The organism is Sulfitobacter sp. SK012 (assembly GCF_003352085.1).
GTDB lineage: Bacteria > Pseudomonadota > Alphaproteobacteria > Rhodobacterales > Rhodobacteraceae > Sulfitobacter.
Genome location: NZ_CP025804.1, coordinates 3,002,677 through 3,023,383, shown reverse-complemented (window position 1 = coordinate 3,023,383; position 20,707 = coordinate 3,002,677). Strand labels below are relative to the sequence as shown.

Annotated in this window: 18 protein-coding genes; 11 read left to right on the top strand and 7 right to left on the bottom strand. The window is 53.9% G+C overall.

Annotation, left to right across the window (positions count from 1 at the left end; translation table 11 throughout):
- Window positions 1-147 precede the first annotated feature (147 nt).
- From C1J03_RS14770 to C1J03_RS14760, 3 genes are all read left to right on the top strand, one after another.
- Complete coding sequence (locus tag C1J03_RS14770; protein ID WP_114887286.1) at window positions 148-1,152, top strand: alpha/beta hydrolase family protein; 1,005 nt, start codon at window positions 148-150, stop codon at window positions 1,150-1,152.
- A gap of 229 nt (window positions 1,153-1,381) precedes the next feature.
- Window positions 1,382-1,810: a hypothetical protein gene (locus C1J03_RS14765; RefSeq protein ID WP_216825859.1), complete on the top strand. Its 429-nt coding sequence runs from the start codon at window positions 1,382-1,384 to the stop codon at window positions 1,808-1,810.
- 64 nt (window positions 1,811-1,874) lie between these two features.
- A complete protein-coding gene (locus tag C1J03_RS14760) occupies window positions 1,875-2,999 on the top strand; it encodes an HlyD family secretion protein (protein WP_254694049.1) in 1,125 nt (374 codons plus the stop codon).
- Window positions 3,000-3,272: 273 nt separating this feature from the next.
- On the opposite strand, the gene C1J03_RS14750 is transcribed toward C1J03_RS14760, so the two are convergent.
- On the bottom strand, window positions 3,273-4,436 hold the full coding sequence (locus C1J03_RS14750; protein ID WP_114887284.1) for a cytochrome P450: 1,164 nt from the start codon (window positions 4,434-4,436) through the stop codon (window positions 3,273-3,275).
- Window positions 4,437-4,619: 183 nt separating this feature from the next.
- Window positions 4,620-4,820 carry a hypothetical protein gene (locus C1J03_RS14745; RefSeq protein ID WP_114887283.1) on the bottom strand — a complete coding sequence of 67 codons (201 nt, stop codon included), beginning with the start codon at window positions 4,818-4,820 and terminating at the stop codon, window positions 4,620-4,622.
- Between C1J03_RS14745 and C1J03_RS14740 the strand changes: the two genes are divergently transcribed.
- Window positions 4,819-7,923: an ABC transporter transmembrane domain-containing protein gene (locus tag C1J03_RS14740; protein WP_114887282.1), complete on the top strand. Its 3,105-nt coding sequence runs from the start codon at window positions 4,819-4,821 to the stop codon at window positions 7,921-7,923. The genes C1J03_RS14745 and C1J03_RS14740 overlap by 2 nt on opposite strands.
- 28 nt (window positions 7,924-7,951) lie before the next feature.
- Here C1J03_RS14740 and C1J03_RS14735 read toward each other — a convergent pair whose 3' ends face one another.
- Window positions 7,952-8,554 carry a class I SAM-dependent methyltransferase gene (locus tag C1J03_RS14735; protein ID WP_114887281.1) on the bottom strand — a complete coding sequence of 201 codons (603 nt, stop codon included), beginning with the start codon at window positions 8,552-8,554 and terminating at the stop codon, window positions 7,952-7,954.
- 401 nt (window positions 8,555-8,955) lie between these two features.
- Here C1J03_RS14735 and C1J03_RS14730 point away from each other — a divergent pair, with 401 nt between their 5' ends.
- The 3 genes from C1J03_RS14730 to rpsU all read left to right on the top strand — a co-directional run bounded on the left by C1J03_RS14730 (window position 8,956) and on the right by rpsU (window position 12,629).
- Window positions 8,956-10,077: a 2Fe-2S iron-sulfur cluster-binding protein gene (locus C1J03_RS14730; RefSeq protein ID WP_114887280.1), complete on the top strand. Its 1,122-nt coding sequence runs from the start codon at window positions 8,956-8,958 to the stop codon at window positions 10,075-10,077.
- Complete coding sequence (locus tag C1J03_RS14725; RefSeq protein WP_114887279.1) at window positions 10,074-12,326, top strand: mechanosensitive ion channel domain-containing protein; 2,253 nt, start codon at window positions 10,074-10,076, stop codon at window positions 12,324-12,326. Before C1J03_RS14730 ends, C1J03_RS14725 begins: the two co-directional genes overlap by 4 nt.
- 102 nt (window positions 12,327-12,428) lie before the next feature.
- Window positions 12,429-12,629: a 30S ribosomal protein S21 gene (gene rpsU, locus C1J03_RS14720; protein WP_114883301.1), complete on the top strand. Its 201-nt coding sequence runs from the start codon at window positions 12,429-12,431 to the stop codon at window positions 12,627-12,629.
- 197 nt (window positions 12,630-12,826) lie between these two features.
- On the opposite strand, the gene C1J03_RS14710 is transcribed toward rpsU, so the two are convergent.
- Window positions 12,827-13,324, bottom strand: a complete 498-nt coding sequence (locus tag C1J03_RS14710; protein WP_174234469.1) for a DUF6653 family protein — start codon at window positions 13,322-13,324, stop codon at window positions 12,827-12,829.
- Window positions 13,325-13,360: 36 nt separating this feature from the next.
- Window positions 13,361-13,687, bottom strand: coding sequence for a hypothetical protein (locus C1J03_RS14705; RefSeq protein ID WP_216825858.1), 327 nt, complete (start codon window positions 13,685-13,687; stop codon window positions 13,361-13,363).
- Between the two features lie 404 nt (window positions 13,688-14,091).
- Here C1J03_RS14705 and C1J03_RS14700 point away from each other — a divergent pair, with 404 nt between their 5' ends.
- Window positions 14,092-15,120, top strand: coding sequence for a GlxA family transcriptional regulator (locus C1J03_RS14700; RefSeq protein WP_114887277.1), 1,029 nt, complete (start codon window positions 14,092-14,094; stop codon window positions 15,118-15,120).
- 11 nt (window positions 15,121-15,131) lie between these two features.
- Here the strand turns inward: C1J03_RS14700 and C1J03_RS14695 are convergent, their stop codons facing one another.
- A complete protein-coding gene (locus tag C1J03_RS14695; RefSeq protein ID WP_114887276.1) occupies window positions 15,132-15,977 on the bottom strand; it encodes a DMT family transporter in 846 nt (281 codons plus the stop codon).
- Between the two features lie 136 nt (window positions 15,978-16,113).
- Between C1J03_RS14695 and C1J03_RS14690 the strand changes: the two genes are divergently transcribed.
- The 3 genes from C1J03_RS14690 to C1J03_RS14680 are packed head-to-tail and all read left to right on the top strand — an operon-like array spanning window position 16,114 to window position 19,333.
- Window positions 16,114-18,486: a DUF1989 domain-containing protein gene (locus C1J03_RS14690; RefSeq protein WP_114887275.1), complete on the top strand. Its 2,373-nt coding sequence runs from the start codon at window positions 16,114-16,116 to the stop codon at window positions 18,484-18,486.
- Window positions 18,483-18,860: a hypothetical protein gene (locus tag C1J03_RS14685; RefSeq protein WP_114887274.1), complete on the top strand. Its 378-nt coding sequence runs from the start codon at window positions 18,483-18,485 to the stop codon at window positions 18,858-18,860. The genes C1J03_RS14690 and C1J03_RS14685 overlap by 4 nt, the downstream gene beginning before the upstream one ends.
- A complete protein-coding gene (locus C1J03_RS14680; protein ID WP_162798547.1) occupies window positions 18,857-19,333 on the top strand; it encodes a hypothetical protein in 477 nt (158 codons plus the stop codon). The genes C1J03_RS14685 and C1J03_RS14680 overlap by 4 nt, the downstream gene beginning before the upstream one ends.
- 16 nt (window positions 19,334-19,349) lie before the next feature.
- On the opposite strand, the gene C1J03_RS14675 is transcribed toward C1J03_RS14680, so the two are convergent.
- Window positions 19,350-20,684, bottom strand: coding sequence for an NAD(P)-binding domain-containing protein (locus tag C1J03_RS14675; protein ID WP_114887272.1), 1,335 nt, complete (start codon window positions 20,682-20,684; stop codon window positions 19,350-19,352).
- Window positions 20,685-20,707: the final 23 nt, after the last annotated feature.

Sequence of the window (20,707 nt, the reverse complement as noted above, 5' to 3'; positions counted from 1 at the left end):
GAAACCTTCGGCGAGGTGTGATGTTCAGCAAGTGGGCCCAACCCCAATTACCCTCGGCATGGGCGCGACAGTCAACGTGAACTGAGCCAGATGGAACATTGAAAAGTATCACAATTTCCAGATCGTTGACGTTGAGGGAGAATCGAAATGGCAAAATGCGGCTACCGAACAGGGGTGATCCACGACGCGGCGCGCTCAAACTGGCAAAATACCGGAACGCGACCCATTGCCTGGTCGGCGTGGTATCCCACACAGAACGAGGGATGTGGGGTTCCAGTTTCAGAGCCGTTTTTTGCACTCGGTGATGTGATCCGTGATGCCAACCTGAGCACGCGTGAAGAGCTGCCGGTTGTTTTGCTCTCGCATGGCACAGGTGGCACAGCAGAGAGCCTTGGTTGGCTTGCCCGCGCCCTTGCGAGCGATGGCTTTGTTGTCATTGGCGCAAATCATCACGGAAACACGGGCTTGGAGTCTTATTTTGCAGAAGGGTTTCTGTGTTGGTGGGAGCGGGCCGCAGACCTGTCTGTGCTTCTGACATCGCTGGGAACATCGGGGTTCTTTGCCAACAGTCTGGATTTCGACCGAGTATCAGCGGCCGGGTTTTCTCTTGGGGGTCACACCATTCTGGCCCTCTCGGGGGCGCAAACCTCATTGGACGAATTCGACCAGTGGCGCAGCGCCAACATGATCACCCAAGGCGGTCCCAAAGAATTTCCAGATGCTGCGGATCACATTCCAACCCTTATCGAGACGTCTCAGGCATTTCGGCACTCATGGGCGCGGCATGGAGATGATTTCACAGACACTAGGATCAATCCATGCGCCGTGATTGCGCCAGCGCCGCCGATCCGGTCTTTTACCCCACAATCCATCGCGCAGGTTGGTGTGCCGATGACGATCCTGACAGGCGGCGCTGACCCCGAATCACCATCAGTGCATTGCGCCGATTGGCTTGTGAAACAAAACAAGGGCTTTCAGCATCATGATCTGGGTCGAAACGTGGGGCACTATACGTTTCTGGAGTACCCATCGGACGCGCCGCTCATCGGGCAACTTGATGTCTTTTCGGATCATGTAAGCGTCGACCGAATGAAGGTTCATGAACAAGCCACGAAGATCATACGCGAAACCTTGATGCGCGAAGTGCGTTAAATACCGCAAACCGACACCCGTCGGCGGTCGTACCATTTGCCGCTTTGCAGCCTGCATTGCCATCTTGTTTGCATCTTACGTGCGGGGAAATCTCCCTTATAGTGTCAGCAGACTGTGCAAATGATTTTGTGACAAAGGCACCTGCTTTCTGGTCAGACGTGATTAGACACTTCAGCCGGTTGAAGGTAGAAAAACCTATATATTGAACCGCATTTTGAGAGGCTGAGTTATGGCGAGCGAAGAAGGAACCGGGCACGCAGCCCCACATTGGTTTGTGGCTCCAGGTGACGGAGATTCCTACGCAGTGATCTCTTTGGTGGTTTTATTGCTGGCGCTCTACGGGGTCGTCACACTCTATGCGGCCTTTGACCGCTGGGCTGACAAGCAAGCCCATGGAACGCCGCTGGCTAGGACCATCCCGACGTTGTTGGCAATTGCTTTGCTTTACGAGATTTTCCCTTTGGGGCATTTCCACATTTTCCTTCCGATAACCGCGATCCTCATTGCATTGATGTCCGACTGGTCGCGATTCCATGCCGGGACGGAACATGGATCAGAGCATGAACCGGCAGTGGTATTGCCAACTGCCTCAGCCAAAACGGCCAGCAGCAGTGAACCTGACGCGGTCGACGGATCCAAGGAGATCAAAGCTGTTTGAACTTCTCTTCACCTCTTTTCCCGTCCTTATCCGTTACTTTCAGCTGAAGCGCCGAGGCGAAGCGATGACTGTCTGGAACATGCGCACCGCAGTGTTCCTTTGGGCAACCCTTGCTTTCTTCCTGTTTCTGCTGATTTTCTATTTCCACCCGAAATCCTATTCGGGTGTGTTGCCGTACCGCACTGTTTCGGTTGTGGCGCAAACTGCAGGTCCCGTGACCGAGCTGGACGTTATCAATGGACAAAGAGTAGAAGCCGGGGACCTGCTGTTTCGCATTGAAAACAGCTCCCAAAAGGCGACGCTGAGGCAAGCTGAGGCTGAATTGGGAACGCTTGCTGCAGCCGCGATCAAGGCTGAAGATACCCTAAGAGTTGCGCAAGCCAGTGTGGCTCAAGCAACAGCAACGCTTGATGAGCGGAGCGAAGAACTGCAGGACGCGGTGACGCTGTTCGAAAGAAACGTCGGTTCGCAAGACGCTGTGCAAAAGCTTGAAGCTACCGTCAAAGTTGACGAAGCCAAGTTGGAAGCTGCCGAGGCGCAGGTGCATTTGGCTCAGGCCGATATTTCACAGACGATCCCCGCACAGACCAAAGCTGCCGAAGCTGCAATAGAAAGCGCGCAAGCCGCGTTGATCAAGACTGAAGTGCACTCCTTTACTGGCGGTGTCGTGACGCAGTTGTCCCTAAGCGTTGGCAGCCCAGCATCGACCTTCGTTCTAAGCCCCGCGATGGTGATCATCCCAGACCGCCCAGAAGGTTTACCACTCAGGGTAATCGCCGGTTTCTCTCAGGTGGCGCGCGCGGTCTTATTCGAAGGGATGCCCGCGGAAATTGCCTGTGACAGCAACGCCAACTTGTCGTTTAGCAATTCGGTCATACCGGCGAGGGTGGCTTTCCTTCAACCTGCTATATCCTCCGGACAGGTCGTGCCGGGCAGTAAGCTGCTGGAACTCGGTAGCGTTGCGGAGCGTGGATCACTCTTGGTCTATTTCGAGCTTGAGCATCCTGAGCATGAAAAGATCATGCTGGATGGCACCGGATGCGTCGTCCAGACCTATACCACCAACCTTCCTGGTGTTTCAGGACATGTGATTGCCGCAACTGGCATCATTAAGGCAGTTGGTTTGCGCCTAAAGGTGTGGGGCGCGCTCATCTCGGGTGTTGGCCTTGCCGGTGGCGGCGAACACTGAGGGCTTGAAGGCATTCAAATCGACGTTGCCATAGCTACTAATGGCGACAGGCATCCCAATAAAGGGGTGTCTGAAAACTCATGAAACATCGGCCATCCAAGGACGTGCTCGATACAAAATTGAGGCCGAGCTGCTTGAGATGTCCGCGATGGGCGTGGACCCACCCGATCCCAGTAAAGTCAAACAACTGTCCAAAGGCTGCGCGGCTTTTCTGGACACTGTTTAGATTTACAGCGTTATGCACCAAAAGACGTCAATGCGGCTATGCCACGACTAAGCTCCCCAAGCGACCGGTGCGTACAGCGGGCCACGAAAGGCCCACCCGCCGAATGTGGTTTCGCCGTCTAGTCGAAGGTCTTTCAGGGTTTCAAAAATCGCAGGAACGGTCACTTCCGCAATCAAACAGCGCGATGCCCATGCACCAGCGCAAAAGTGCGGACCAGCTCCAAATGCGATCGATGCCGCGCAGTCTTGTGTGATGTCGAACGTGTCCGGGCGTGCAAAGACTTCTGCATCGCGATTGCCCGAACCGAACATCAAAAACACCCGCTCGCCTGGTTCAAGCGTCACGCCGTGTATCTCGTAGGGTTTCACAATCTCTCGTGGGCTCATGCCAATCGGTGACATCCAGCGCACGTATTCCTCAAAGGCCTGCAACCATGTCATGGTGCCGTTCTGAACCAACTTCAACTGCTCTGGATGTTCTAACAGCGCCCAAACCAGGCCAGCAATCACGTCATGTGGTTCATTTTGCCCCCCTGAAATCGCCAATTTGATGTTGGCTCTGATTTGCTCTATTGACAGACCTGCTTGCATTTGAACGGACAACATCGATGTGTCCGGATGGGCATACAATTCATCGAACATTTGATCGATATGGCGGTCGATTGATGCCGTGCAGTCGTTGCAGCGGGCCTCGACCTGTGGATCGCCTGCATAGTTGGAGCAGCCATCAATCATACCTTGGCTCACGCGATCCATCTCTTGCCACGTCATGTTGCGCAGCCCGGTGATCACAACAAGAGCCTCGCCAGACAGCCGCATGGCGATGTCTGCAACCACGTCGGCGTATCCCTTTGGTTCAATCTCCGCCAGAGTTTCTTTCGTAAAACTCTCAAACTTGGCCTTCCAAATGTCTTGCACTGTTTTAGGCGATACAGTTGGGAAAATCGCCTTGCGCTCGGCCATATGAGGCGCGCCGTCTTTCCGCATCATGTTTTGCCCCATGAGTTGGGTCATCAACCCATTGGGCTGGTTCGACGAGAAAACATCGATCTTCTTTTCAACAGTAAAAATATCATTTCGGCGGGTAATTAACGTGGCTCCCAATTGTGGAACATAGGTAACTGGCGCGTTTTCTCGCATCTTCTTTAGGTCCGGATAGGGATCGTGCCAAAATAACTTTGGATCAATGTCATAGACCGGCGCGTTGGGCATTTTGGTCCTCAAATCTTATATCGTGAAAATCGAAAAGATTGCCGTAACTATCTATCGCGAAATAGCTGTGACGCCAGATGTCATTCGGGCGCAAATTGAGGGGGCCTCATTTACGGCGTCGGCCAAGTGATGCATCGAATTGACCCCTAAGGATGATGTTGTCGAGCTGTCGTGGTTCCATGTCTAGGAGACATCTCGCCCGTACCTTGCCGCGCGGGTAGGGGGTAACTTGATCTGGTTGGTGATCCGGTGCAGCGAAGTGAGGAATGGTGTCCAAACGACATTGGGCTCCAAAGCAAGGCTGCCTTGCTGATACGCCGTTTGAGACCTAACAATGAGAATGGGGTTTTCCAAATCCCGCAACTCAGGGATGCGAGCAAGCATGGACAAGAGCCTTTTTCAGTTCATCTGGAAATTTTCAAAGCGCGAGCAACTGGTGTTGTTGGTCGTCACTTTGTTGACGTTTCCAATTCTTTATGTGTCGTTGGAAATACCAAAGCGGATCATCAATGACGCGATCGGGGGCTCCGGCGCTGATGTGAACGTGCTGGGTCAGACGCTTACTCAGATACAGTTCTTGTTCGTTTTATGTATGGGTTTCTTGGTGGCCGTGCTGGTGAACGGGCTTCTGAAAATGAAGCTCAACACGATGAAGGGTGTATTGGCGGAGCGGCTCCTGCGCCGGTTTCGCTTTCAACTCCTGACACGTCTTGTCAGGTTCCCGCGGCCGTTTTTTCGGGCGACCAGTCAAGGTGAGTTGGTGTCGATGGTAACATCGGAAGCTGAACCCATGGGCGGGCTCATGGGCGATATGCTTTCTCAACCCGTCTTTCAGGCGGGGCAGATGATGACGATCCTGATCTTCTTGTTTGCACAAAGCTTTTGGTTCGGTCTTGCTTCGGTGGCGCTGATACCCCTGCAGGCGTGGATTATCCCTAAGCTGCAGCGCCAGATTAACTTGCTGAACAAGGCCAGAATTCAGGAAGTGCGCAAGCTAGCCGCTGATATCGGCGAAACAGCCGCCGGGGTAAGCGATATTCGTACAAATGGTGGCGTTCGTCACAGGATGTCTTTGTTTTCTAATCGTTTAGGAAGCCTGTTTGGCATTCGGTTGGCCATCTACCAAAAGAAATTCTTCATGAAGTTCCTCAACAACTTCATCAACCAACTGACCCCGTTTTTTTTCTACATGGTTGGCGGGTATCTGGCCATCAGCGGACAGATTACTGTGGGTGCGCTTGTTGCTGCATTGGCGGCTTACAAAGACCTATCGTCACCGTGGAAAGAACTGCTGTCTTACTACAACCAAACCCAAGACATGGCATTGCGCTGGGAAGTTGTCGTTGAAAAATTCGCGCCAAAAACATTGGTCGATGATGCGTTGTTTGAAGGCGCGCCCAGCGGTTACCCCAGCTTAAGCGGTGACATCGTCATAGATGATTTGACCGTGCTTGACGAAGACGGGCACCCAATTTTGGAAGACATTAATCTGGTCATTCCGAAAGGCGCACGCGTCGCGATCAAAACCAACAATGAAACCACGGCGTTGGCCTTTGCAGACATTCTAACGCGGGAGGTTATCCCGTACCGCGGGTCGGTTCATATCGCGGGGCACGATTTGAATGAACTGCATCAGGCCGTGCTCTCCAACAGCATTGGATATGCACATTCCAAACCCCATATCTTCAGGGGAACGCTTGGTGAAAACTTGTTGATGCCTTTCAAAGGTGAGCCGATCCCGGCAGAGGAAACGTCCTACAATTTGGAACTTTGGCAGGACGATGCCGCGCGTTCAGGCAATAGTATCGATCCATTTGAAACTGATTGGGTTGATCCAAAGCTCGCAGGTCTTGAGACCTCGGACGATATTCGCGAATGGTGGTTCCAGCTTGTTGAAGCCATGGGTACGGACGATTTCATGGTGCGCCGCGCGTTGCGCTCCCGTCTTGAGCCGGGCTCTCAGAGGGAGCTTGCAGACGCGATTGTGCAAATGCGCCCTGAGATCGCAAAGCGGCTGGCTGAGGCCGGATTAGACGACATTGTGCATTCCTTTAATCCAGAAAAATTCAACCCGGTTTCACCTTTGGCCGTGAACCTTCTTTATGCGTTGCCGACGCATGCGCTGACCCAAGAAGCGCTGTCTAAAGAAGCCAAATTTGTCGATATGTTGGGCGCGCAAGGGATCGTAGATGAGCTGGCTCAGATGTCGGCCGGTGTTATCGACGGGTTGACTGCGACGTTCGGCAAGGATGGCACTGATCACCCTCTGTTTCGCCGCTTTAACATGACGGATGAGTTGTACCACCGTTTGGGCAGCATCATGACAAAACGCCGCGAGGTCGGCGATGCGGGGCTGCCGCCCGAAGATTTTGCGCTAATGTTAACCGTCCCCTTTGCATTCTCAGCTGAACAGATCGGTCCTGCCTTTAGCGAAGAGTTCAAAGAGCGAGTGTTGGACATTCGCCGAAATAACTCGGACCAGATGGTGGCTGAACTCGACGGAATGTTTGAGAAAATCGACCCATCGAAATACTTCCCCGTGATGTCCGTGCTCGGGAACGCGATTTTTGGGCGCGTCTCAAACATGGCCGGTGCCCGTGAAAAGCAGATCGAAGAAGTTGTTGTCGATATGTTGACCGAGAAGGGCGTTAGGCGTCTGGCTGCGCAGTCCATTTTTGATGTTGAAACCTCTCAGGGTGGGCTGAATTTACCTGCCGTGTTCCGCGAGCGGGTCGCCTTTAGCCGGGCTGGTATCAAAAAGCCTGATGTCTTGATCTTGGGGAATGCTTTGGCCAGCCACGATGAAAAAGCCCGTTCAGACATGCGTGATCGGATCAGCGATCTGATGCCGGATACAACAAAGATATTCATCGAACGAAAATTCAATAACCCCGAAAACTATGATCTGTTTGTCGAGATTAAAGATGGTCGGATCGATGATGGCAAACAAATTGTCGAACCGCGTGATGAAGACGCGCGCCAAGACCTGAACCGCAAATTGCAGATCGTGGCTGAGACCGAATTGTTTGGCGAGCTTGACCAAAAGCACCAACGGTTGCTGGCCTATAGCAGCCAGTGGTTTGAGGTGAAGGCGGGGCAGGTGATCTTTGAAGCCGAGCAAGATGCCGACGCGGCCTATTTATGCGTAAAAGGGTCGGCGGGTTTGTATTGGCCCGAAGCGGAAAGCCAAGGTATCCTCATTACAGAGATCACCCCTGGGCGGTTGATCGGCGATTTGGCTGTCATTTTGGGTGAAAAACGCCCGCTCAACTTGATCGCAATCCAAGACAGCCTGTTCTTGCGGCTTGGTGCAAATGAGCTCATTTCTGTGATTGAAAACGACGCGGCCGTTGCAAGCAGTCTGTTGCGTTCGGTTGCAACTCACTTGACGGGGGCCGCAGATACGTTGCGTGCGACGCGGGCATTTGCAGCCGAGCGCGGGCTGGATTTAACTGATCTGGACGCAAGGTCTAACTCTGACGCGTAAACCCGACGGCTTGGCGCGGAGGCGCGCGTTATCCGGTCATGAAGACATCGTAGCGCGTTGATTTCCCCAGTATCTGGTGGGAGCATGCCTGTATGCCTTCGATTGGATCAGCCTTCGCAGGCCACTTTAGAACCACGCGGTTGCGGGCATTCTTGAGCGCCACACGGACCAGATCAGCAGCGTCCTCATCCGTCCCAACAATCTCGCGGACTTGACGCAATTCGCGCTTTACCAGTGCCGAGTTTTTGCGTGGAGGATGCATGGGATCGATCAAGATCGCTTCGGCGGACAGTTCAGGCAGAAGGTTCTTGGCGTCGCCCTTCAAGAGGGTCATGCGGCCAATAATCTCGCCAAATTCGCCTCCCTCTTGGGCGGCGCGTTGCATGCCTTGATCCAGCAACGCATGCATTTCTTCCGACCGCTCGATCATTATGACCTGAGCGCCCAGCGATGCCAAAAGAAACGAGTCGCGACCCAAACCAGCTGTTGCGTCAACAACCGTTGGTGTTTTCCCTGCACGCAGCCCCATTGCCTTTGCAAGAGCTTGGCCTCGCCCCCCTCCAAACCGAAGGCGGTGCCCGACCGCTCCGTTGACAAAATCAACCCGCAATTCACCTGCCGCTTGCGTCATATCTTACTCATCGCCATTTCCTGCAAATTGATACCCAGACCAAGGCTCAAACGGCCTTGCCTCACAACGTTTTGGCAATCGCAAAGGTATCCCGACAACGCAGAACCTGCAACATCTCCACAGGGCGTTTCGAACAACCATTGTGGGTGCTCGGGTCGCAATATCAATGGCCTCGCCTAATGCAATGTCAGCCCAACAAAACGTGTTCTGGGTCCTGGAACCGAAGGTCGTTAGATGTGCTGCTGATTTCTTGTTGCTCAAACCGTCTGTCCGTTCGAGGTTGCAAGTCTGCGTCAGAATGAGCAGTGTTTCCCATCAACAGGAGCCTGAAATGCCGGGCAGCGCCACAAGGCAAAGAAATTGTATGTGTACTGTCGGCATCAGAGCAAAGGGAATTGGGCATGGCCAACCAAACTAAGAAAATGACCTCGGCCATTGTCGTACGAGCCTTGCGCGTCTGGTCAGGCCTTTTTCTGCTCGCCTTCGTGACCAGCCATTTGACCAACCTGAGCCTCGGCCTGATCTCGATCAATGCTATGGACGTGGCGCGGCCCTATCTCTCTGGGGTTTGGACCGGGGATATCACTGGCAAAATCTTGATGTCTGCCTTGGTTACCCATTTCTTTTTGGGTCTCTGGGCGGTGTACAATCGACCTACTTTGCGAACGAACGCACAAGACATCGTTCAATTGGTGTCGGGGATGATCGTGGTGCCGCTTTTGGCCACGCATGCGGTTGGTATTGGAATGCTATCGAGTGCCGGTGTGGACTTCGGATATGCCGACACAATCCGTTTATTCTGGCTGCAACTGCCGACCATTGGCCTCATGCAAGTAATATTGCTGGCAGTGGTCTGGGTACATGGCTGCGCGGGGCTTTTCACCTGGCTTCGCTCAAAGGAAGGCGCGGGCCGTATCTTGAATTGGCTCTATCTCATGGCTGTGGCTGTTCCGGTCTTAGCACTCTTGGGGTATGCCGAAGCCGGGCGAGAAATGCTGGTCGCAGGGCGGGATGGGGCTCAGCTGGCATTTTCCAATGAACTCCCGCCGAATGTCGAAGTACCTTTTGCCTTGATCAAGGAGGTCACCAACGGGATTATCCTTGGCTCACTTCTGTTGTCTGGATTAACACTGGCAGCGCGATTTATCCGGTTTGCATCACAGAAAACCCAAGAGGTCACTCTGGTGCGCGATGACGGGCGCGATTTGCCATCTACCTCTGCGCTCAGCCTTTTGGATGGTTTTCGTCGCAACGGACAACCTCATGCAAACTTATGCGCAGGCCGGGGCAGGTGCGGTACCTGTGCTGTGCGGATTATCGATTCCGATTTCCCGTTGCCGTCCCCCACTGAGCTTGAGTTGCGCACGCTGCACAGGATCGGCGCTTTGGAGGGCGTGCGCCTTGGGTGTCAGCTCAAGCCGAGCGGAGGGCGCGTCACTGTGCGCGCGCTCTATCCAGCTGATTATACATTCGAGGATGCCAGACCCGTCGAAGAGCCAGCGGAAGAGGAGGCAATGGGATGATAGCGTTGCGCTCCGCCATATCTGCATTTGTTCTTGCTTTTGTCCTTTTCCTGTCAAATCCAGCAGTGGCGCAAACCGAAGCACCCATTGGTGAGCCTTCTGCGAACGATCTTTCTGAATTCACCCGCCTGTTGTCTGATGACAGAATTCAGGAATGGCTCCGCCAGCAAGCATCTGAAGCCGAAGTCGTAACGCAAGCCGAAGAAAGCAGTGTGCGCGATCTGTTCGGCGCAGTGGTTCAGCGCACCAAACTTCGGATCAACGCGCTGGTCCGGACGTGGGAAGGGATCGGGAAAGCGCCGGATCTTGTGCATGGGAGATGGCAAGAGCAACTTACCGAAGATCGCCGGGTCCAAAGCCTGACGTTTGTTGTGATCTTTCTGTTTCTGGGCGGGGGGCTGGAATGGCTTCTGCGTCAATATACCAACCCGGTGCGCCGCCGCCTTGAGGTCGGTGTTTTTAAGACCCCCAAACAACGGATCACGGCGGCTGTTACGCGCGCGGCACTTGTTCTCGCTGGGTTGGTGGCATTTGCCGCTGGCAGCATCGGTGCTTTCTCGGCGTTTGACTGGCCACCGATCCTCTTTGCGCTGATCTTGAACCTTTTGGTCTCCATTGTAGCCGTGCGTGTGGTCAGCACCACGCTCTTGCTGTTCCTCGCGCCCTACGTACCTCGATTGCGGATTGTACCCGTATCAAGCGGCATGGCGCGGGTGATTGCCCGCAGCACGATTGTCTTCTTTGGTATCTTGATCCTTGCCTTGGCATTAAACGATGTCTTCCATCAAATCGTCAGCGTGTTTAAGCCAAAGGGCGGTGACATCGCTGTACTTGCTGTGTCGGTCGTACTGGCGGTGGTTGTCGCCCTGAGTGCGCTGATCTGCGTGCACACGGCCTTCTTTTTGGGAGGACGACTGAGCGAAGGCAAGCTTCCGAAAGTCGCGCGGCAATGGCGCGGGTTCATGAGCCTGACCATTCTTCTTGCCTTTGCCCTGTGGGTGCTGGACCTGCGTCTGATGATGTGGAGCGTTTTGCTGATTGGTTTGCTCATCGCCGCGCTCAAACTACTCCGCGCTTGGGTCGACAGTTCGTTTGATGGCGCGATTGCTGAATATACGGCTAGCCTGCCACCGCCTCCATCTCCGGAAGAGCAATTTGAAGATGATGCAGAACCTGATGAGGCCCTCGAGGTCGTGGAGGTCACCGACCCCTATGAAACTTACCGCCCCATTGCTTTGCGGCTTGTCCGCTTTGCTGCGATCATTTCGGTTGGGTTTGTCCTTGCGTTGATCTGGAACTTGGGTGTTTTCGAGAACACTGAAACCCCCACAGTCATGCAGCGCCTCTTTTCGGTATTGCTGGATAGTGCAGCGGCCATACTTATCGCTGATCTGGTTTGGACATGGGCAAAAACAGCTATTGATCGCAGGCTGAATGGCTACACGCCGCCGGTGGATGGATCCGCACCTGGGCCAGAGGCCCGCATGGCGACGCTGTTACCGCTGCTGCGCGTCGTATTGATGGTCACACTGCTGAGCATGGTCGCGATGTCCATCCTGTCCTCACTGGGCGTCAATATTGCACCCATTCTGGCAGGTGCCAGTGTCCTGGGCATCGCAATCGGCTTTGGTGCACAATCCTTGGTCAAAGATGTGGTGTCGGGTATCTTCTTCTTGATCGATGATGCTTTTCGGGTGGGGGAGTATGTCGAGGTCGACCAGCTTCGTGGCACGGTCGAGAAAATCTCCATCAGGTCTCTGCAAATTCGCCACCACCGCGGCGCTATTCACACCCTGCCTTTTGGCGAACTGAAATCCATGACCAACTATTCGCGTGACTGGGTGATCATGAAGCTCGAGTTCCGTGTGCCTTTCGATACCGATCTGAAGCTTGTCAAAAAGCTGATCAAGCAGGTTGGTGCAGAACTGAAGGCCAACCCAGATTATGGCCACAGCATCATTGAAACGCTCAAATCTCAGGGCGTGCGCCGGATGGAAGAATTCAACATGGTAGTCGGGGTCAAATTCATGACACGCCCCGGCGAGCAATGGCTGGTACGCCGCGATGCCTACCAGAGTGTGCGCGACATTTTCGATGCCAATGGCATTCGAATGGCCGAGAGGAATGTTAAGGTAGAAATCGCAGGTGACGGCCCGTTAACCGACGCTGAGCGTAAAGCCGTTAGCGCTGCAGCACATGATGCAGTCTCCGACAAACTGCCGCCAGGTGTTATTCCGGATGAACCGTAAAATGTGCCCACAGAACCCACTGTACAATTTGGACTAAGGTTGCTATGTGCTCAATTCCTGCAAATCCTTGCAACTTCAAACTAGAAAGGTGGTGTAAACCACATGCAGGTTAGTGTTCGTGACAACAATGTCGATCAGGCCCTCCGGGCTCTAAAGAAAAAGCTCCAACGCGAAGGCGTTTTCCGTGAAATGAAGCTCAAGCAACATTTCGAGAAACCGTCCGAGAAAAAAGCGCGTCAGAAAGCTGAAGCGATCCGTCGTGCCCGTAAGTTGGCGCGTAAGAAATTGGAACGCGAAGGGTGATCTAGATCATTCCACGATACTTAAAAAAACAAACCCCCGTTGCCTTATGGCCGCGGGGGTTTTGCGTATCAGCGAGGTGTCCGGGGTAGGGACCGCGACGCGATTGAGGCTGCCAAGCTTCTCTCGGGCGGATCCATAGGGCGTGAACCCATTCTCTTGCATGGCTGCGGCGCGTTGGACGCTAACGTTTATGCGCGTCATGGCTGCTCGACGTCTTTAGCACAGTCTGTATCGGCTCTAATCCAGACCAAGCGGTCAAGAAACCAAAGCTTTCCTCCCATCATTGTAACCAGCCCCGCCAGCGTCAGACCAATGTTGAGGGACCACAACCCAACTATCAAGATCAGTGCGCCAAGACCCGCGGCGATGTTAAGCACCCGTGCCACCTGTGCATGATGAGGGGGGATCGGAACCGAATGTCGCGCTAACCAAATCCGCTCCCCTAGAACGCCTTTCGTCATCCACGCGGAAGCTGTTTTAGGGGGGACAAACATGCGAGGATTGGCCCAAGTCCAGATCACGACCAGCAATACGAACCAAACCGCGTGCCATCCCACCCAAACGCGGCTCCAAACCGCCAGAACCATCAGCGGCAAAATGGATATCCGGCTCCATCCACTTAGCGGGTTGGAATGACGTGCCCATGTTGCATCGTCCATTCCCATAATGCGTTCTGATAGCCGTCCGATATCCATGAATGTTCCTCCGGATTTCGCGCGCAATTAAAGCAACTATCGGTTTCGAGGATGGTCCTTGGCTGTGCGCTCATTCCCACGGCGATAGTTGCCCGTAATCCTTGCCATTTCCTGCTGTTGAGACGCTGCATCCCTGCCTTCCATATCTTCCAAGAACCATCGGCACTTTTCTTTTCGAAGGACAGCCGCACGTTTGCCGTTGTGCGTAAACACAACCTCTTCATTCTTTAAGAGCTTAAAGACGAAGCTTAAATCATCATCATCGATAGTTTCAGTCGCCGCCGCCAATATTGCGGATAGCGTATCGCCATTGCCAAGAAACGGCAAATACGACTCGGAACTGCGTTTGGTCGCAGATCGCATAGGCGGGTGAGCGGCCTAACGATGACCTCGCCGATCTTGTTTTGAAGACGCTGTGATACGCGTGACTATGTTGGGCCAATCAGGTTTGCTTAAACGTTGGTCGATTTCCTGCTGTTGATCGCAAGATGTATTGGCGGAAACACGTCGCAACGCATATGCCTATTAGAGGAGCAGGTTAACGTCCTAAATTGCGATGACTATATTGACTGTAGGGAAAATATAATTACCATTAGGAAATTGTTTAACGCCTTATGATGCGCAGTAAGTCAGAGAAACGTTGTGAAATATTTGCCTGCCAGCACTCAGACATGCAATCTTGACGCAAACTTGATCGTTGGTCTTGCGACTATTAGTTATTCTAGCCGCGTGTTTCTGTCACCTTCAACAACAAGGATCGCGTAGATATGGAGCTTAAACAATCAGGTTTCCAAGCGTTTACAGCTATTGAGGGAAGTTCAGGTGTCGATACCTCGCCAAAGCTTTTTGAGCTTTATGTGGCACCGGGTTTCAATGACTATGAGCTAACCGCGATCACGCAAACACTGTCTGTGGCCAACGATATCATCGGGCAACAGACCTTTGACTGGCGGTTTGTTTCCCAAACAGCAGGTTTGGTCACCAGCGCGAATGGCGTGCTGGTTCGGACAGAGCCAATGTTTGAAACACAAAACCTGTGCGATCTCTTGGTTGTCGTTGGAGGCAAGGCGGCCGCTGATCCAGGATGGCTGCGCCGCGCACGTGCCATGCAACGCGCCAAGCGACCCGTTGTTTTACTTTCGGACGCCGCGACAGGGCATATTCGACGCACAAAAACGCCAATGGGCCGGGTGACAACGCATTGGCGTGATGCCGCTACCTTGGCCGAAACGGGTTCTTACCCCAAATTGACGACACGGTTATCGGAAAAATCTGATGGGATCATTACGGCAGCAGGGGCGGGGGCCACGTCTGAACTGATCATTGGATTGCTGGCACAATTTCTTGAAGCTCCGCAGGTGGCTGAATTGGGAAACCAACTATTGCTGCACACCATTCGTAAATCTGATGCGGAACAACCAAAGGACATTGCTGACAATGAAGGTCTTTTTGATGCCCACGTGACCCAAGCGATCAGATTGATGGAAGCATCCCTGGATGATCCTATTTCGATGGGAGAACTCACACAGCACATTGGGGTTTCAACCCGCCATTTGGAACGCGCATTTCGCAAGATCTTTGATGATACACCAGCCAAGTTCTATAAACGCCTGCGGACCAAACGTGCACGTGTGATGATTGAAGAGACGCTGTTACCTTTGGTCGAGGTTGCCGTGGTGACGGGCTTCGGCTCAAGTTACGCCATGGCGCGCGCGGTCAAAGAAACCTACGGATTGACGCCGACCAAGATGCGGTTGCGTGAGAACATTAAGCTGCTGAGTTTCGAGGAAGCCTGAGTCCGCTTGCCCTAAAGCGCCAGATATCCGATGGCCGCGAAGGTCAGCAAACATCCCCCCCATTGCGTAGGCGTCATCCGTTCTTTGAGGAACGCCCAAGCCATCACGATGGTCAAAAGCCCGAACACTGATGATGCTACGGCGGCGTATTGAGCGTCTGGTAGCCCCCCTGCGGACAACACACAGATGAGCGCTATGCCATCTAGGCACCCCATAAGCACCAGCACGGGCATTGCCCGTCGACCTGGATTGAAGGGCAAGGTGCGCGCGATCATCAAGCCAACCAGCAAGGCAATCGCAACAAGCCGAGTGATCAACACAATCGGCAGGTCATGATCCATACTTGTGGCCATCTGCCCCAATGCAAAGGTCCCCGCGAACCCGCATGCTGCGATGACTGCGTATATAACGGTGCGACCCTTCGCAGGAACCTCGGTTTCACCGTCATCCGCCAAAGCAGCTACAACTGAAACGCCCGCGATTATTGCGAGAACTGCCAACCATTCGAGTGTTGAGATCGAAACACCTGATGCTGCGGCCCAAGCGACTGACAAAATAGGATAACTCGCAATAATGGGAGCGACCAGCCGGACTGGTCCGCGCTGAAACGCGCCATAAAGCCCAAGGCTGGCGATCAAAAAGAAAATACCGGACGCGGTAGCGAGCCCGGCAGATTTCAACGAAACCGAGGCAAAGCCACCTGTACTGACCATGAGACCCATCTGAAACAGGGTACCGGCCACAAGCACCACCAAAAGCGACGCCATCAGGGGTGTGTTCTGACTGACCCGGCGCACCAGAACGTCGTGAAGGCCCCAGCAAAAGGCAGCAATCAGGCCAAGTGTGAGCGCGCTCATTGGCAGCCCGCCGCTTCTGTAAGCAGAAATATCATGTTGATTGGCCTGTATACTTGCGGGACTCAGAACTGCTCGTTATTCTCAATATTAAATAATTATTCCGCTCATGCAAAAATGAGAAGGGGCTTAGACAACAATGTTTGACGAACTCTACGCAAAGGTCCAGCCCGGTCCACCAAGACCCAGTCAGATAATTATGCCGAGCGTTTTTTCGATGCCGCCGGGAACGGAACGCTATGTTGTTGAGGGTGCCGGTGCAGTCTTGATCCCGGTCGAGGCCGGGGATGCGCTGACGATCATCAACGACGAAGGCGGGCAGGTGGCAGAAGTCGTCGCTGCCGATGCCAAGGGCCGTATCGATGCAGGTATTCTGGGGGCGACCGCCAATACGCCCGCGGATGGTTTGCGTGCTCTTCTTGTGACCGCCAATCAGTCGTTGCGCGGCTTTCGGATGGGGCTTGAGGCCCGCAAGATTGATCTGTCTGATGCCCATGCGACCCGATTTTTTGATCACGCAACAACCGCCAAGTCGGAAGAAAACCTGCGCGTGCAACGCGACGGTGTGGTGATCATTGCGGCACCCGGAAATCCCATGGACATTGAGGCGCAGGACACAACGACGCCGCTGACCGTGATGGTCAGACGCGCGGTCATCAAATCGCACACCAAATTCGAAACGCCCGACCCGTTGGCCGATCCGATTGATGACATTCGCATCCACACGTCCACTGCCGAAGCGTTTTTCGTCAAAGCGGGCGACTACATTCAAATCATCGACGTCGACGGCCGCCAATGTTCGGATTTTGAGTGTTTCTCGGCGCGCAAATTGGACAAAGGCATCGAACACGCGCTGGACGTTACAACCACCCGGACGTTGATGGGGCATGCCTATCCCATGCCGGGCCTACACGCGAAATACTACGATCAGGACATGCTCCCTTTGGTCGAGGTGGTTCAAGACACCTGCGGGCGCCACGACGCCTTTGCCATGGCCTGCACCGAGAAATACTACAATGACATCGGGTATCCGGGCCATGTGAATTGTTCGGCAAACTTCAACGGTGCGTTGGAGCAATACGGCGTCGCGCCGCGGCGTGGCTGGATGGCGATCAACTTTTTCTTCAACACGGCCATTGATGACCACGGTGTTCTGTACACGGACGAGCCTTGGTCGCGCCCCGGTGATTTTGTGCTGTTGCGCGCCCTGACAGACCTTGTCTGCGTCAGTTCGGCTTGTCCTGATGACACAACCGCAGCCAATGGCTGGAACCCGACAGATATCCATGTCCGCACCTACAGCGGCAAAGAAACCTTTCAACGCTCGGTTGCGTACCGACCCACTCCAGATTCGGATCCAAAGATGACCAAGCAAACCGGCTTTCACGACAGCTTTGCCAAACACACCCGCAATTTCATCGAATACAATGGCTTTTGGCTGGCCAATTGTTTTGCCGAAGCAGGGCCGATCGAAGAATACCATGCCTGTCGACAAAAAGCGGTGGTCACTGATCTGAGCCCGCTGCGCAAGTTTGAGATTACAGGGCCCGATGCAGAGGCGCTTTGCCAATATGTTTTCACCCGCAATATGAAGACGCTCGCGATTGGCGCGGTGGTCTATACCGCCATGTGTTTTGAACATGGTGGCATGATAGATGACGGCACGGTTTTCCGGTTGGGTCGCGATAATTTCCGGTGGATCGGTGGATCGGACTACGGTGGGGAATGGATCCGGGAACAGGCAGAAAAGCTTGGGTTGAAGGTGCTGGTGCGCTCTTCAACGGACCAACTGCATAACGTTGCCGTGCAAGGGCCCGAAAGCCGTGATTTGCTGCGCAAGATTGTCTGGACGGCACCACATAACCCTGAGTTTGACCAGCTGGGGTGGTTCCGTTTCACGCCCGCCCGACTTGGCAATGAAAGTGGCACGCCCTTTGTGCTGTCGCGCACCGGCTATACTGGCGAACTTGGCTATGAAGTGATGTGCCATCCTAAGGATTGTGCCGAGATTTTCGACGCTATTTGGGAGGCCGGCAAAGATCATGGCCTTAAGCCCATGGGGCTGGAAGCGCTGGATATGGTGCGGATAGAAGCAGGGCTGATTTTTGCTGGATACGATTTTTCGGATCAGACAGACCCATTTGAAGCCGGCATTGGATTTACTGTGCCGCTGAAATCCAAGCCTGATGATTTCATTGGTCGCGATGCGTTGATCCGCCGCAAAGAACATCCCGCTCGCAAACTTGTGGGGCTTGATATCGACAGCAATGTCGATGTGGAACACGGCGATTGCATCCACATTGGTCGCGCGCAAATTGGGGATGTGACCTCTTCTGTTCGGTCGCCTCTGCTGGGCCGAAACATTGCGCTAGCACGTGTTGATGTGGCCCATGCTGAGGTCGGCACACAGCTGGAAATTGGCAAACTGGACGGCCACCAAAAGCGCCTTCCAGCGCAAATTAGACAAGACCTTGCCGCGTTCGACCCAAAGAAAGAGCGGCCTCGGTCATGATGTGGCGCAGTTTCCTGATTGGATTGCTGTTTTTGGCCACGCCGCTGCAGGCCCAATCAGTGAAACTGCAAGCTCATGAGATTGAGGTGCTGCTAACAGGCAATACCGCTGTGGGCGCTTGGGACGGTGCCGCGTACCGACAGTACTTTGAGGCTGATGGGACCACGATCTATGCCCAAGAGGGGGCGCGCTCCGCGTTGGGGCAGTGGCGTGTGGACGCCGGTAAGGACGAATACCAATCACTCTGGACAGGCGATGCTGTGTGGGAAGGTTGGTATGTGATGGAATGGGATGGTGATTTTTTCTGGGTCAGCAAAACAACCCCGCCAACGCCCTTTGAAATTGTAGAAGGGCAATCGCTGGTGGCAGAATGAGACCATTTGCGCCCCCAGCGCGTAATTTTGCTATGATTGTTGCGGCCTCTTTGGTGTTCAGCGGTCAAGCACGCGCAGATGGTTTCTGTAACGATCTGCATATTTTTGCAAAGCAGGCGGTATCAATAGATCACGACGTCTTGGTGCCGCCATCGCTGATGCCAAATAGTGCCCCACCGACCTGCGGCACATCACGCGGCCTGTCTGGCAATAGTTCCGTTCATTGCTATTGGGCGTTTGACTACCGGTCAAAAGCTGCGCGTATGTCCTTTGAACGACTCCATGCTGATGTGTCTAACTGTGCCGGGCCAAGTGCAGCGCCAGATCATGAAGCATCGGTCAACCATCCGGATTCTTACCAGCTGCACCAGTTTGAATTGGACCAGGACAAGATCAGCATCTCCCTCAAAGACAAAGGTGCCCTTCAAAAGACGCTGGTCTTTTTGAGGATTGAGCGCGCGCCTAAGTCCTGAAAAAGCAGCTGATACGTCAGTTTTGCAGATAGGCCTTCAGACTGTCATCCAGCGCGTCTTTCCAAACTGTGTGGTGCTTGGGGGCCATGGTCCCGGTAATCACCGATGCATAACCATTGTCGCGGAAGGTCATGATGCCAGCCTTTTTGTGGCCCTTCCACTGTTTGAATGCTTGGCAAGCCCCTTCGACGTCAAAGCTGGGATAATCGGTCAATTCCATTAGTTCCTTGACGTAATCGCCCTGATACCAGATCGCATCATAGTCATCCTCGCCGGTGTCTTCACGTGCGACACGGTCAGCGACGTCCGCCTGCATCTCATCATGCGAGGGCAGGGCGATCTTGCCCATGATCACATCACGTGCCCACCACGCCTGAACGTCGAACATGTTGAACGTAAACCACTGATCCTGCATCCCAAGATAAAACACGTTTGGATTAATGATCCACGCAACGCCCTTATAAAGGTCACTCGTCGCCAGCCGGTTGGCCGTTTGCAGGCGCAAACTATCAGCCATGAACGGGAAATGGTGCCGGTAGCCGGTGCACAGGATTATCGCGTCGACGTCGCGCGATGTGCCGTCTTTGAAATGAGCGGTGTTGCCTACCACTTTTGTCAGCAGCGGGACCTCTGCCCAGTTGTCAGGCCAATCATATCCCATCGCTGCAGTGCGGTGGCTGACGGTGATGGATTTGGCCCCGTATTTCCAACATTGCGATCCGATGTCTTCGGCGGAATAAGACGTGCCGATGATCAACAGGTCCATGCCCTTGAATTCCATCGCATCGCGGAAGTCATGGGCATGCAACACACGGCCCTTAAAGCTGTCAAAGCCCTCAAACTCGGGGACATTCGGTGTTGAGAAGTGACCGCTGGCGCAGATGACGTGGTCAAAAGTTTCTTCGTACTCGCGGTCTTCGGGAAGGTTGCGCAGCTTGACGGTGAATTTATCGCCATCAGGCTCAACATTGCGCACGACAGTCTCAAACCGGATCATGTCGCGCACGCCGGCTTTGTTCACCCGGCCTTCGATATAGTCGAACAGGACAGCACGGGGCGGGTAGCTGGCGATCTGTTTGCCGAAATGCTCTTCAAATGAATAGTCCGCAAATTCCAGACCTTCCTTGGGGCCGTTTGACCAAAGATAGCGATACATCGATCCATGCACGGGTTCGCCGTATTGATCGACGCCCGTCCGCCATGTGTAATTCCAAAGGCCGCCCCAGTTTGATTGTTTTTCAAAACAAACAACCTCGGGGACGTCTTCACCATTTGCCTTTGCGGATTGGAAGGCACGCAATTGGGCTAGGCCGGAGGGGCCAGCGCCAATAATAGCAACACGTTTGGTCATATTCACATCTCCGTCGGGCTAGG

What these genes read in the sequence shown, in the direction of transcription:
- C1J03_RS14680 (WP_162798547.1), top strand. Translation starts at nt 18,857, where the DNA reads ATGAGACCATTTGCGCCCCCAGCGCGTAATTTTGCTATGATTGTTGCG.
- C1J03_RS14690 (WP_114887275.1), top strand. Translation starts at nt 16,114, where the DNA reads ATGTTTGACGAACTCTACGCAAAGGTCCAGCCCGGTCCACCAAGACCC.
- C1J03_RS14710 (WP_174234469.1), bottom strand. Translation starts at nt 13,324, where the DNA reads ATGGATATCGGACGGCTATCAGAACGCATTATGGGAATGGACGATGCA.
- C1J03_RS14725 (WP_114887279.1), top strand. Translation starts at nt 10,074, where the DNA reads ATGATAGCGTTGCGCTCCGCCATATCTGCATTTGTTCTTGCTTTTGTC.
- C1J03_RS14705 (WP_216825858.1), bottom strand. Translation starts at nt 13,687, where the DNA reads ATGCGATCTGCGACCAAACGCAGTTCCGAGTCGTATTTGCCGTTTCTT.
- C1J03_RS14770 (WP_114887286.1), top strand. Translation starts at nt 148, where the DNA reads ATGGCAAAATGCGGCTACCGAACAGGGGTGATCCACGACGCGGCGCGC.
- C1J03_RS14700 (WP_114887277.1), top strand. Translation starts at nt 14,092, where the DNA reads ATGGAGCTTAAACAATCAGGTTTCCAAGCGTTTACAGCTATTGAGGGA.
- C1J03_RS14730 (WP_114887280.1), top strand. Translation starts at nt 8,956, where the DNA reads ATGGCCAACCAAACTAAGAAAATGACCTCGGCCATTGTCGTACGAGCC.
- C1J03_RS14745 (WP_114887283.1), bottom strand. Translation starts at nt 4,820, where the DNA reads ATGCTTGCTCGCATCCCTGAGTTGCGGGATTTGGAAAACCCCATTCTC.
- C1J03_RS14695 (WP_114887276.1), bottom strand. Translation starts at nt 15,977, where the DNA reads ATGAGCGCGCTCACACTTGGCCTGATTGCTGCCTTTTGCTGGGGCCTT.
- rpsU (WP_114883301.1), top strand. Translation starts at nt 12,429, where the DNA reads ATGCAGGTTAGTGTTCGTGACAACAATGTCGATCAGGCCCTCCGGGCT.
- C1J03_RS14740 (WP_114887282.1), top strand. Translation starts at nt 4,819, where the DNA reads ATGGACAAGAGCCTTTTTCAGTTCATCTGGAAATTTTCAAAGCGCGAG.
- C1J03_RS14685 (WP_114887274.1), top strand. Translation starts at nt 18,483, where the DNA reads ATGATGTGGCGCAGTTTCCTGATTGGATTGCTGTTTTTGGCCACGCCG.
- C1J03_RS14675 (WP_114887272.1), bottom strand. Translation starts at nt 20,684, where the DNA reads ATGACCAAACGTGTTGCTATTATTGGCGCTGGCCCCTCCGGCCTAGCC.
- C1J03_RS14765 (WP_216825859.1), top strand. Translation starts at nt 1,382, where the DNA reads ATGGCGAGCGAAGAAGGAACCGGGCACGCAGCCCCACATTGGTTTGTG.
- C1J03_RS14760 (WP_254694049.1), top strand. Translation starts at nt 1,875, where the DNA reads ATGACTGTCTGGAACATGCGCACCGCAGTGTTCCTTTGGGCAACCCTT.
- C1J03_RS14735 (WP_114887281.1), bottom strand. Translation starts at nt 8,554, where the DNA reads ATGACGCAAGCGGCAGGTGAATTGCGGGTTGATTTTGTCAACGGAGCG.
- C1J03_RS14750 (WP_114887284.1), bottom strand. Translation starts at nt 4,436, where the DNA reads ATGCCCAACGCGCCGGTCTATGACATTGATCCAAAGTTATTTTGGCAC.